The 12,489-nt window shown below is 66.9% G+C and carries 7 protein-coding genes; 6 read left to right on the top strand and 1 reads right to left on the bottom strand.

From position 1 onward, the window contains the following. The first annotated feature begins 167 nt into the window (after positions 1–167). From LZC94_22340 to LZC94_22315, 6 genes are all read left to right on the top strand, one after another. Complete coding sequence (locus LZC94_22340) at positions 168–2,177, top strand: hypothetical protein (protein ID WXB19949.1); 2,010 nt, start codon at positions 168–170, stop codon at positions 2,175–2,177. Positions 2,178–2,439: 262 nt separating this feature from the next. Further along, positions 2,440–3,495, top strand: a complete 1,056-nt coding sequence (locus LZC94_22335; GenBank protein WXB19948.1) for a MoxR family ATPase — start codon at positions 2,440–2,442, stop codon at positions 3,493–3,495. After that, positions 3,482–4,435, top strand: a complete 954-nt coding sequence (locus LZC94_22330) for a DUF58 domain-containing protein (GenBank protein ID WXB19947.1) — start codon at positions 3,482–3,484, stop codon at positions 4,433–4,435. The genes LZC94_22335 and LZC94_22330 overlap by 14 nt, the downstream gene beginning before the upstream one ends. After that, positions 4,432–6,354, top strand: coding sequence for a VWA domain-containing protein (locus LZC94_22325; protein ID WXB19946.1), 1,923 nt, complete (start codon positions 4,432–4,434; stop codon positions 6,352–6,354). The genes LZC94_22330 and LZC94_22325 overlap by 4 nt, the downstream gene beginning before the upstream one ends. Next, on the top strand, positions 6,351–9,242 hold the full coding sequence (locus LZC94_22320; GenBank protein WXB19945.1) for a VWA domain-containing protein: 2,892 nt from the start codon (positions 6,351–6,353) through the stop codon (positions 9,240–9,242). Before LZC94_22325 ends, LZC94_22320 begins: the two co-directional genes overlap by 4 nt. Positions 9,243–9,398: 156 nt before the next feature. Further along, positions 9,399–10,778 carry a glutamate-cysteine ligase family protein gene (locus tag LZC94_22315; protein ID WXB19944.1) on the top strand — a complete coding sequence of 460 codons (1,380 nt, stop codon included), beginning with the start codon at positions 9,399–9,401 and terminating at the stop codon, positions 10,776–10,778. Positions 10,779–11,204: 426 nt separating this feature from the next. Here LZC94_22315 and LZC94_22310 read toward each other — a convergent pair whose 3' ends face one another. Then, a complete protein-coding gene (locus LZC94_22310; GenBank protein ID WXB19943.1) occupies positions 11,205–12,401 on the bottom strand; it encodes an inositol-3-phosphate synthase in 1,197 nt (398 codons plus the stop codon). Positions 12,402–12,489 lie beyond the last annotated feature (88 nt).

Here is a 12,489-nt window from a genome sequence, read left to right as displayed (position 1 = left end):
TGGAAATTTCACCGAGCCTAGGAATGTCTCCAACTTTGCGGCGCTTTGACCGTCAGAAGGAGGGACCTGACCTCTGCGAGCGTTTTGACTGGCTGGAGCGTGAAACCAGAAGAGGGAAGAAGTAGTACAGTAGGTAGTCGAGGAAGGAGACTCTTGGCCGAGCCATCATGATGAGCGTGCGCGATCTTCACGACATTCATAGAGCCGCGCTCGCTGCCGAACGGCGCATCCGCCTCGGACGTGCTCTGGCCTCGAGCGTGACCTCCTTGGCCATCGGGTTTCTGGTGGCCGCGGTGGCGCTCACCCTGCGAAAGACCGGGGTCGTCTCCGAGTGGACGGCGCGCGTGCTCCTGGGCCTCGCGGCGCTGCAGCTGGTGGTGGTGGCGGTGGTCACCTACGGCCGCCCGTTGGCCGCCCGCGCGGGCGCGGTGGCGCTCGACCGCTACCACGGCCTCTCCGACCGTCTCTCGAGCGCGCTCTCGTTCGGCGAGCTCCCCGCGTCGGAGCAGACCGCGTTCATGCAGGCCGCCATGGCCGACGCGGTGACCTTCGCCGGCAAGATCGATCCGAAAAAAGCGGTCCCCCTGACCATGCCGCGGGACACCCCGCTGGCCGTGGGGTTGGGCATCGCGCTGGTGGTGCTCGCGCTCTTCGAGGTTCGCCACCATGTGGCGCCCACCTTGGCCAAGACCATCGACGCGGTGGAGGTCACCCCGGACGATCTCGACGCGATGCGCGAGTTCCTCCATCAAATGGAGCAAAAGGATCAGAGCGAGCAGACCAAGGCCGCCACCGCGGAGTTCAACCAGCTGATCGAAGACCTGGCCGCCAAGCGCCTCGATCGCACGGAGGCCTTCCGCCGCATGCAGGCGCTGGAGGACAAGCTCCTCGAGGGCCGCGAGGCCGACGCCAAGGCGCTGGAGGCCGCGCTGCAAAAGATCGGCGAGGAGCTGAAGAAGGCCGAGCTGACGAAGAAGGCGGGCGAGGCCCTGGAGAACAAGAACCTGGTCGACGCGGAGAAGCAGCTGCAGGACCTGGCCAAGAAGCTCCGCGAGCAGGGCAAGAACGCCGACAAGGCGCAGCTCGAGAAGATGCGCGAGGCGCTGAAGCAAGCCTCCGCCAACCAGGCCAAGCGCGAGGAGGCCCTCGCCCAACGGCGCGAGGAGCTCGAGAAGCAGCTCTTGCAGCAGCGCCAGAAGATGGGCGATGCGGGGGCCAGCGAACAGGAAAAGAGCCTCCTGCAAAAGCGCGAACGCGAGCTCGAGCGGCTCACCCGCGAGCAGAGGGAGCAGCAGAACGCAGGCCGGCAGCTCGATCGGCTCGATCGCGAGCTCTCGCAGGCGGCGGAAGATTTGATGAAGGATCTGGGCGCGTCGGCCGACGATTTGGAGCGCGGGGCCGAGGACATCAACCGCATGGCCCAGGAAGAAATGTCGCAGGAGGAGAAGGAGCAGCTACGGCAAAAGATCCAGGAGCTGCGGGAGATGCTGCGGCAGCAAGGGCAGGGCGGGCAGCAGCAGATGGTGCGCCTGCAACGCTTTCAGCAGCGCGCGCGCGGGCAGGGCGGCCAGGGCGGGCAGCAAGGCCAAGGACAAGAGGGCCAGGGCAACGACGGGCAGCAAGGCCAGGGGCAGCAAGGGCAGGGCGGGCAGCAGGGCCAAGGGCAGAACGGTCAAGGCGGGCAACAAGGCCAGGGCGGGCAGCAAGGCCAAGGGCAAAATGGCCAGGGCGGGCAGCAAGGCCAAGGCGGCGGCAAAGGCGAAATTTGGGTGGTGGGGCCCAACGGCGAAAAGATCCTGATGCTCACGCGCGGGCAAGGCCAAGGCGGCGGGCAATCCGGCCAGGGCCAGAACGGGCAAAACCAAGGCGGCAGCGGAAACTCGCCCAACCCGCGCGGCTTCGGCACCGGCCACGATGGGCATGTGCAGGGCGGCGCCACGAACCCCACCGTGGGCACGCAAGATACGCAGGTGGCCGGGCAGGACACCGGGCAGGGCTCGAGCCGGAGCGAAGTGATCCAAGGCGCCGCGGAGCGCGGCTTTGCTTCGCGCGGGTATACGAAGGTTTACACCGAGTACCACAACGTGGCGGAGGAAGCGCTCAACAAGGACGAGATACCGGGCGGGTATCGCTTTTACGTGCGGCGCTACTTTCAATTGATTCGCCCGAGGGACTAGCGGGATGGGGATTAACCGCCAGGGCGCGAAGGCCGCAACGAGAGAAGCTCGAAAAATTCTCTTCAACGCTTCTGCCGAGCCTTGCGACCCTCGCGTCCTGGCGGTTGGATCTTCTTCGCGTACACGTTCCCTTGCCGGTTCCTGCACACGATCTTCGTCGCGTCGGGGTGGCCGGTAGGAAGAAAGATCGGGAACGTGTACGGGAACGGGAACGTGTACGGGAGCGAGAAGAGCGGGAGCGGAAGATCAGGAACGAGGAACCATGACCGAGCCGAATGACGTTTCGTCCCAAGTGAGAGCCCAAGTCGAGCATTTTCGGCAGCAGATCGCGACGGCGCGGGAGGAGATCGGCCGCGCCATCATCGGCAATCGCGAGGTCGTCGACGGGGTGCTCACGTGCATGCTCGCGGGCGGGCACGCGCTCCTGGAAGGTGTGCCGGGGCTTGGAAAGACCATGCTGGTGCGCACGCTCTCCGAGGTGATGCACCTGACGTTCTCGCGCATTCAGTTTACGCCCGACTTGATGCCGGCCGACATTCTGGGCACCACCGTCATCGACGAGACGCAGCACGGCGCCAAGGCGTTCGAGTTTCGAAAGGGCCCCATCTTCGCCAACATCGTGCTGGCGGACGAGATCAACCGCGCCACCCCCAAGACGCAGAGCGCCCTGCTCGAGGCCATGCAGGAGCACCGCGTGTCGGTGGGGCGGCAGACGTACACCTTGGACGAGCCGTTCGTGGTGCTCGCGACGCAAAACCCCCTCGAGATGGAGGGAACGTACCCGCTGCCCGAGGCGCAGCTCGATCGCTTCCTCTTCAAGCTGTACGTGCCCTTCCCCAACCGGGAGGAGCTGCACCAGATCCTCGACTTGACCACCGGCGAGTCGCACGGGCGGCGCAGCGCGGTGCTCGACAAAGAGTCGATCCTGGCGATGCAGAAGCTGGTGCGCCAGGTACCCATCGCGCGGCACGTGCAGGACTACGCCATCCGCGTGCTCCAAGCTACGCACCCCGAGGGCCCGGAGTCGCCCGACATCGCCAAGCGCTATGTGCGCTTCGGCGCCTCGCCGCGCGGCGCGCAAGCGGTGCTCTTGGCGGCCAAGATCCGCGCGCTGTTCGAGGGGCGCTTTGCGGGGAGCATCGACGACGTGCGGGCGGTGGCGCTGCCGGCGCTGCGCCATCGCGTGCTCCTCAACTTCGAGGGCGAGGCCGAGGGCATCAAGAGCGACCAGGTGATCGAGGCCATCCTCAAGTCGGTGGGGGAGACCAAGGCCGGCCTTACGGGCGGGGCCAAGGGAGCGCACGTTGGGGCTGCTTGAGAGCCTTCGCCAATCGCTCCCTTTCGGCTCGCGGCGCAGCGAAGGGGGGCGCAGCGCGGGAGGCGAAGATCTCTTCGACGACGACTTTCAGCGAAAGCTCGACTACCTGGCCATCGTGAGCCGGCGCGTGTTCGCCGGCCGCATGCGCGCCGAGCGGCGCACCAAAAAGACGGGCAGCGGCGTGGAGTTCGCCGATCACCGCGAGTACCAGCCGGGCGACGACTTTCGCTACCTCGATTGGAACGTCTACCAGCGCTTCGACCGGCTCCTCTTGCGCCTCTTCGAAGAAGAAGAGGACTTGGCCATCTATTTCATCGTCGACGCCTCGGGCTCGATGGCCTTCGGCGGCGGCGACAAGCTCCGCTACGCCAAGCGCATCTGCGCGGCGCTCGCCTATGTGGGCCTGGCGAACCTCGATCGCGTGTGCATCGTCTCCACCAGCGATCGCGTGATGATGCGCATGGCGGAGACCCGCGGCAAAGCGCGCATCTTCAAGGTGTTTCGCTTCTTGCGCGAGCTTACGCCGGCCGGAGCGACCGACCTGGGCGACGCCCTCAAGACCTTCGTCGCCCAGCACAAACGGCGCGGCCTGGCGGTGCTCATCAGCGACTTGTACGATCCGCAGGGCTTCGAGCGCGGCATCAACGTGCTCCGCTACAACAAGTTCGACCCCTTCGTGGTGCACGTGGTCGACAAAGCCGAGGAGCAGCCGAAGCTCTTTGGCGACGTCCTCCTCTACGACTGCGAGACGGGCGACGAGCGCGAGGTGACCGTCACCCCCAAGGTGCTCGCGCGCTTCCGCGAGGAGTACGGAAAATACATCCACGACATCGAGCGCTTCTGCGCCACCCGCCAAGTGCCCTATGTGCGCGCGGACGTGACGGTGCCCTTCGATGAGCTCATTTTGCGCGTCTTCCGGCGCGGAGGGTTCCTGCGGTGATCTTCGCCGGCCTCGGCTTCGCCCAGCTGGCCGCCATCTTCGGCATCGTGGGTGCCGCGGTGGTGGGCCTCTATGTCCTTCGCCTGCGGCGGCGCACGGTCGCCATTCCCTTCTCGCCGCTGTGGCAGCGGATCCTCAAGGACAAAGAGGCGACGACCCTCTTCTCGCGCCTGAAACGGCTCCTGTCGCTGCTGCTCCAGCTCGCGCTCTTGGCGCTGCTGGTCTTTGCCCTGGGCGATCCGCGCGCGGCCGCCACCTTGGTGAAGGGGCGAACCTTGGTGGTGCTGATCGACGCCAGCGCATCGATGCAAGCCACCGACGTGGCGCCGAGCCGCCTGGAGGTGGCCAAGAACGAGGTGAAGGCCATGATCCGCGGCCTGGGCGGCGCCGATCGTATGCTCATCGCGCAGATGGATGCCATGGTCACCCCGCTGGGGCCCATGAGCGGCGACACCTCGGAGCTCGAACGCGCCCTCGACGAGGTGAAGGCCACCGACGCGCGCGCCGATTTTCCGCGCGCCCTGCGGTTCGCGACCGACACGCTCCGCAATGTGGAGCTGGGCGAAATCGTGGTGGTGTCCGACGGCAACTTGGGGCCCGCGCTCGATGCCTCGGGGCCCGTGCACCTGGGCGACGACAAGCTCAGCTTCGTGGCGGTGGGCACGGGGAAGCGCAATGTCGGCATCACGCAGTTCTCCGTGCGCCGCTATCCGCTCGACAAGAGCCGCTACGAGGTGATGCTCGAGGTGACCAACACGGGGCCCGAGCAGCAGGACATCGAGCTGAAGTTGCTCGGCGACGGCAATGTGGTCGACCTCACCAAGCTGCGGCTGATGCCGGGCGAGCGCCTGCCGCGCTTCTACCCCAATTTGTCGGGGGCGAGCCGCACCTTGGAGGCGAGCCTCACCAACGTGGACGGCTCGCACGACGATCTGCCGGCCGACGATCGCGCCTATGCGCTCTTGCCGGAGCGGCGGCGCGCCAAGGTGCTGGTGGTGACCGAGGGCAACACGTACCTCGAGGCGGCGCTGCTCCTCGACGAGTACCTCGATGTCACCATGGTGAACCCCACCGAATACGTGAACAAGCACGCCAGCGGCGGCGGCTTCGAGGTGATCATCTTCGACCGCGTGACCCCCGCCTCGCCGCCGCGCGCGCACGCGCTGTACTTGGATCCGCGCGGCCCCGGCTCGCCGGTGAAGATCGAGGCGGAGCTGGTCTCGCCCGGCTTCGACAAGATCGATCGAAAGCACCCCATCGTTCGCTTCACCGCGCTCGACGACGTGAACATCGCGCGCGGCCACAAGCTGGTCCCGCAAGCGACCGACAAGGTGGTGGGCTCGTTCGCGGGCTCGTCGCCCATTCTGGTGGCCGGAGCGCGCGGCGCCTACAAATTCGTGGCCGTGGGGTTCGACGTGCGCGACTCGGATTTGCCCCTGCGGGTGGCGTGGCCGCTGTTTCTGCTCAACACCGTCAACTTCTTCACCGACGAGGACGCGCGCTACATCTCGAGCTTCCGCACCGGGGACGTGTGGCGCGTGCCGGTGGGAACGCAGGCCACGGAGGCCACCCTCACCTTGCCGGGCGGCGCCACGGAGAAGGTGCCGGTGCACGAAGGGCGCGCCGTGTACTTGGGTGAGCGCGCCGGATTCTACGAGCTCACCGCCGGCAATGTGGCCACGGCGCCGGAGCAGCCGCCGAGCGCGCTCGGCAAGACGGCCTTCGCGGCCAACCTGCTCGACGCGGAGGAGAGCGCGATCACGCCCGCGCCCGAGCTGGTGGTCGACGGCAAGACGGCCGGCAAGGTGGAGGGCTTCCACGTGGGCGTGCGGCGCGAGATCTGGATTTATCTGCTGCTCGCGGCGGTGCTCCTCACCGCGCTCGAGTGGGCCACCTACCACCGGAGGGTGACGGTATGACCCCGCGCACGAATCCTCGGGTGAAGAGGGCCGCTTTTGGCGCGCTGGTGGTCGCCGTGGGCGCCCTCGGTCTGTATCTGTACCTTCGGTACGTCTGGAACGCGGGCCCCACCTTGGCGTGGACCCGCGGCGGCAAGAGCTACGAGCTGCTCTCGCCGCGCATGCTGGGCATCGCGCTCTTGGCCCCGTACTTCCTCTGGATGATCGGGCGCTCCCTGGCCGATCTGCCGCTCTTGCAGCGCGTCCTGTCGGTGGTGTTGCGCATGGCCTTCGTGGCCTTGCTGGCCCTCGGCCTGGCCCGCCTGGCGCGGACGGCCACCACGCAAAAGATCTGCACCGTGTATGTGGTCGACGTCTCCGACTCGGTGCCCGATCTGGCGCTGGAGGACGCGCGCGCCACCATTCAAAAGGGCCTCGACGAGAAGCCGAGCGACGCGCTGGTGCGCGTGATCACCTTTGCGCGCAGGCCCCGCGTCGTCCCGCTGGCGGACGACGCCAAGACGGCGCCCGCCCTCGAGCGCCATGGTGCGGCGGCGGGCGAGGCTGGCGCCCCGGGCGCGCCGCATGCGCCGGGGACTCCGGCGGCTCCAAACGCTACCGCGAAGAACACGGGCTTGGGCGCGGCGACCGATCTGGCGAGCGCGCTGCAGCTCTCGTATGGCCTTTACCCGGCAGGGTACCTGCGCCGCGCCGTGGTGCTCTCCGACGGCGTGCAGACCGACGGCGACGTGCTGGCGGAGGCCAACCGCGCGCGCCAGTTCGGGGTGAAGATCTTCGCCGTTCCCTACCATCGGCCGGTGCCGGGGGAGGTGGCCGTTCGCGAGCTGCGCGTGCCGGACAAGGTGCACGTCGGCGAGCCGTTCGAGCTGCACGCCAATGTGTTCTCGAGCCGCGCGCAGCGCGTAAAGGGCGTGCTGAAGCAGGGTGAGGCCATCAACGGGCTCGATGGCGTCAAGATGCTCGACCTGAAGCCGGGCGACAACGACGTCACCTGGAAGAGCGTGGTGCACGTGGCCGGGGAGGTCACCTACGCGCTCGACTTGAGCGAGATCGGCGAGGACCACTTCAAGGAGAACAACCGCTACGCGGTCACGGCGGCGGTGCCGGGGCGGCCTGCGGTGCTCTATGTGGAAGGAAACACGGCGCGCGCCAACTATCTGTCGAGCGCCCTGTCCGCGCAGCAGTTCGACGTCGATGTGCGCGGTCCGCGCGAGCTGCCTTCGAGCTTGCGCGAGCTCGAACGCTACGACTTCGTGATCCTCTCGGACGCGCCCGCCGAGGCCGTGTCGCTCACGCAGCAAGAGGCGCTCGAGCAGTACGTGCGCGATCTGGGCGGCGGCTTTCTCTTCGCGGGCGGCGAGGCGGGCTATGGGCTCGGCGGCTGGTACCACACCACCATCGAGCGCATCTTGCCCGTGCGCATGGACTCCGAAAAGCGCCGCGACGAGCCGGGCGTGGCGATGGTGCTGGTCATCGACCGCTCCGGATCGATGAGCGGCATGCCGCTGGAGATGGCCAAGGCGGCCGCCAAGGCCACCGCCGATACGCTCTCGGGCGACGATTTGCTCGAGGTCATCGCCTTCGACTCGCAGCCCACGCGGGTGGTGAAGATGACCCCCGCCAAGCACCGCGCGCGCATCCAAAACGATATCGCGCGCATCCAGCCCGGCGGCGGCACCGAGATCTTCAGCGCGCTCGACGCGGGCTACCAGGCGCTCACGGTGACCCGCGCGCGCAGAAAGCATGTCATTCTGCTCACCGACGGGCAGGCGCCCAACAACGGTGTCCGCGATCTGGTGCAGGCCATGGTGGCCGAGGGGATCACGGTGTCGTCCGTGGGCCTGGGCGGCGGGGTGGACGAGACCTTGCTCCGCATGGTGGCCGACATCGGCGGCGGGCGCTTTTACAAGGTGCTCGATCCGCAGTCGCTCCCGCGGGTGTTCACGCGCGAGACGGAGATGGTGAGCCGCTCGGCCGCCGTCGAAGAGTACTTCCAGCCGCGGGTCGCGACGCCTGCCGACTTTTTGCGCGGGGTGGACGTGCGATCGGCGCCGTTCCTCCACGGGTATGTGGCGACCAAGATGAAGCCGTCGCCCGCGCAGAAGATCCTGGAGTCGGAGCTGGAGGAGCCCATTTTGGCGCGCTGGCACGTGGGGCTCGGTTGGTCGCTCGCATGGACCAGCGACGTCAAGAACCTCTGGGCGGTGGAGTGGCTGCGCTGGCCGGGCTATGGCCAATTCTGGGGCCAATTGGTGCGCGAGCACATGCGCCAGAAGCGCCGCCAGCAGCTCGATATGCGCGCCGAGATCGATCCGGCCACCGGGCACGTGAAGGCTTCGATCGACGCCATCGGCAGCGACGACAAGTTTCAGAATGGGCTCGACGGCAAGTTCGAAATCACCGGGCCGATGGGCGGCGCGTCGGCGCAGGCCGGTGGCCCGGATCGGGGTGAGACGAAGCGGGCCGTGATGCGGCAGACCGCGCCCGGTCGCTATGAAGTCGACTTTCCCATCGATCGCTATGGCTCGTTTCTGCTGCACGCTGCGCTTGAAAAAGCGGTCGACGATGGAAAAGGGGGCACCAAATCGGCGGTCGTGGCCGAAAGCTTCGGCCACATCACCAACCCGTACCCGCGCGAATACCTTGCCCTTGCGCCCGACACGGTGACCTTGACGCGTGCGGCCGAGGTGACGTCGGGCAAGCTCGATCCCGATCCCAAGACGATCTTCGATCCGGCTGGGGAGACCATTTCCTACCACCAGGATCTCTGGTCGCGTTTCATTCTGGCCGCGATCGTGGTGTTCCTGCTCGATTTGCTCCTGCGCAGGGTCCGCATCTTCGACCGCAAGAAGACGGCGCGTCCCAGCTTTGCGGTCGCGCAGCGTTAGCGTTTACGTTGGAGCGCGGCGCGCCGTAGGGCCGATTGTCGAAGTCAGCAAGTCCCGTTCGCACCTGCGCCACCTGTTGGCAGCGCGCGAGCGGGCCGTGCGGACGGGGGGCCTTGCGTGGTCGACCGGAAGAAATAGTGTGATAAGAAGCCTCGGGTGCCCTCCTCGACAGATCCGAGCCTCGAGCAGCCAATCCGATCGTACGACGATCTCCTAACCGTTTTTCGCGAAGCCGAGAAACCCGAGTCCGAGCACCGCATCGGCCCGGAAATGGAGAAGCCCGGCGTATGCGGAAAGACGTTCGCTCCCATCCCATATGACGGCGATCGCGGTGTCCTCGCCGTTTTGAATTACTTCATCGCCGAACACGGCTGGCAGCCCGATCGCGAGCACGAGGACGGCCCCATCATCGCGCTCAAGCGCGGCCGCGCCAGCATCACGTTGGAGCCGGGCGGTCAACTCGAGCTCAGTGGCGCCGCCATGGACAATGTGCACCAAGTTTGTGCCGAGTTCCGCGGCCATATGCGGGAGCTCAAGCCCATCAGCGACAAGCTCGACATCCGCTGGCTGGGCGTCGGCTTCCATCCCTTTGCGCGCCGCGAAGATCTGCCGTGGGTCCCCAAGGACCGCTACGCCATCATGCGCGAGTACTTGCCGAAGCGCGGCTCGCACGCGCTCGACATGATGCAGCGCACCTCGACTGTGCAAGCCAACTACGACTTCTCCAGCGAGGAAGACGCCATGCGCAAGATGCGCGTGTCGCTCGCCATGGGGCCCATCACCACCGCGCTCTTCGCCAACAGCCCATGGCTCGAAGGCGCGCCGCACGGCGGAAAGAGCTATCGCGCGCGCGTCTGGCTGGACGTCGACAACGATCGCGCGGGCCTGGTGGAGCCGCTCTGGCAGGAGGGGGCCACGTACCGAGCGTATGCCGAGTGGGCGCTCGACGTGCCCATGTTCCTCGTCAAGCGACACGGGAAGATCTACGCGAACACCGGGCAGACCTTCCGTAGCTTCTGGAACGACGGCTTCGAGGGGCTCAAGCCCACGCAAGGCGATTGGCAGATGCACCTCAATACGCTCTTCCCCGAGGTGCGCTTGAAGAAGACCATCGAGGTCCGCGGCGCCGACGCCCCGTCGTCCCGCCTCGCATGCGCGCTGCCCGCGCTCTGGACGGGCATCTTCTACGACGCCAAGGCCCTCGCCGAGGCCGAGGCGCTCTGCCGCGATTGGACCTTCGCCGAGGTGAGCGCCCTGCGCGCGACCATCTGGAAAGAGGGCCTCTCCGCGCGCTTCCGCGGCAAGCCCATCTCCGAGCTCGGGCTCCAAATCATCGCCATCGCCCAAGGCGGCCTCGTTCGCCGCGCCCGTATGAGCCAAGGCGGCAAAGACGAGAGCGTGCACCTGGTGCCCCTCTACGAGCTCGCCTCCCAAGGCTGTACCCCCGCGGACAAGCTCCTCGAAGGGCTTGATCCGCACGCCCCCGACCTCCGCCGTCAAATCGTCGAACGCACCGACTTGATGGGCCCGCGCTAGGTTTCGATCGAGAGAGAACCAACCGCCAGGGCGCCAGGGATCGCCAAAGAGAGAAAAAGCCAAAAGCTGAAGCTCACAAAACCACCCTTGCAAGCCTGGCGATCGTTGCGTCCTGGCGGTTTCAATCTTCCTCGTGTCCTCTGCGGCTCAATGGGCTCGCGCCAAAGGCGCGACGTCGAATCAACCGCCAGGGCGCCGGGGGTCGCAAAAGGGGAAAGAGCGAAAGCCTCTCCCGACAAAACACCCCAATGAACTTAGCGCTCCTCGCGCGTCCTCGCGGCGAACCACCTAGCGCTCCTTGCGCCCTGGCGGTTTCACTCTTCCTCGTTTCCACTGCGCGTTAAAGCGAAACGCCCTCCCCATTTGCGAGGAGGGCGTCACCGCTCGTGAGAAGGACGTCTCTATGACCGAGGAGTGGACCGGGCGCTACGCCACGCGGGCCGCGGGGGCCGAGTCGGCCTCCGACCAGGTGCGGAGCTTCTGCATGATCGCCTCGAGCTGCTCGAAGAAGTCGTGCACCACGAACTGCCCCGGCGCAAAGACCGGCGACTTGAAGTAGGCGCCCAAAAACTCCTGCGGGCCGGCCTCACCGCGCCTGTGCGCGTATTCGATGAAGCGCACCAGATCGACCACGAGCGGCGCGGCCAGGATGGAGTCGCGGCAGAGGAAGTTGATCTTCAGCTGCATCACGCTGCCCAAGAACCCCTCGATGTCGATGCTGTCCCACGACTCTTTCTCGTCGCCGCGGGGCGGGTAGTACTGGATGGTCACCACGTGGGTGGGCTCACCCTCGTCGGAGGTGACCGGGTAGCCCAGGATGGCGTCGAGCGCCGCGCCCTTCGAGGTGACCTTGGTCGCGCACGCCTGCGGATCCGAGAGGGCCTTCCCGTCGTTGTTGCCCAGGATGTTCGCGCTGAACCAGCCGCGGACCCGGAGCTGGCGATCGCGCAGCCCGGGGGCGAGGACGGTCTTGAGGAACGTCTGCCCGCTCTTGCCATCGCGCCCCGCGAACGGAACGCCCTTCTTGCTCGCGAGCTCCGCCAGCGCCGGGATCTCGTTCACGTTGGGGGTGAAGTTGACGTACGGGGCGTTCTCCTGCAGCGCCGCGTAGAAGTAGAGCATGCCGGGGCTGATCGCCGGCGACTTCTCCTCGATGGCCGCCTCGAAGCGCTCCAGCGAGGTGTGCGTCTCGGAGATCGGGATCGTCGGCGCCGTGGGGGTCAGGTCCACCACGACCACGCGCGACACGCCCGTGGCCTCCCGAAACGCCCGTATGTTCTGGCGCAGCTGGAGGACGCCTTCGCTGCTCGCCTTGCGCACGGCCGGAAACGGCTTGATGCTCTCCAAGCGATTCGCCACCTGCTGCGCCAGCTGGTAGGGGACGATCTTCTCGCGCTCGACCGCCTCCAGCACCGAGGCCGGTCGCACGTCCCACCCGCTGAAGGCGATGCGGTCCAGCGGCACCAGGCCGAGCGCATCGCGGATCAGCGGCGCCAAATCCGTCTCATGGCGACGATAGAGCCGGCCGTGCTCGGGCATGTGCCCGGTCTCGGTCAGCATGCCCGTGGCCGGTGCGCGACCCGCTGCCATGAGCTCGACGCCCGCCACGACGGTGCTTGCCACCGCACCGCCCAAACCCACAATCATGACCCCAAGGGTGGGGCCGCCTTCAGACGATGAAATTGCTCGTGCCATGACGACATCCTTTTAA

The sequence above is a fragment of the Sorangiineae bacterium MSr11954 genome (assembly GCA_037157815.1).
GTDB classification, from domain to species: domain Bacteria; phylum Myxococcota_A; class Polyangia; order Polyangiales; family Polyangiaceae; genus Pendulispora; species Pendulispora albinea.
This window is presented reverse-complemented; position numbering and strand designations above follow the sequence as displayed.

Coding starts and splice junctions, on each gene's coding strand:
- LZC94_22340 (WXB19949.1), top strand. CDS start 168: ATGATGAGCGTGCGCGATCTTCACGACATTCATAGAGCCGCGCTCGCT.
- LZC94_22335 (WXB19948.1), top strand. CDS start 2,440: ATGACCGAGCCGAATGACGTTTCGTCCCAAGTGAGAGCCCAAGTCGAG.
- LZC94_22320 (WXB19945.1), top strand. CDS start 6,351: ATGACCCCGCGCACGAATCCTCGGGTGAAGAGGGCCGCTTTTGGCGCG.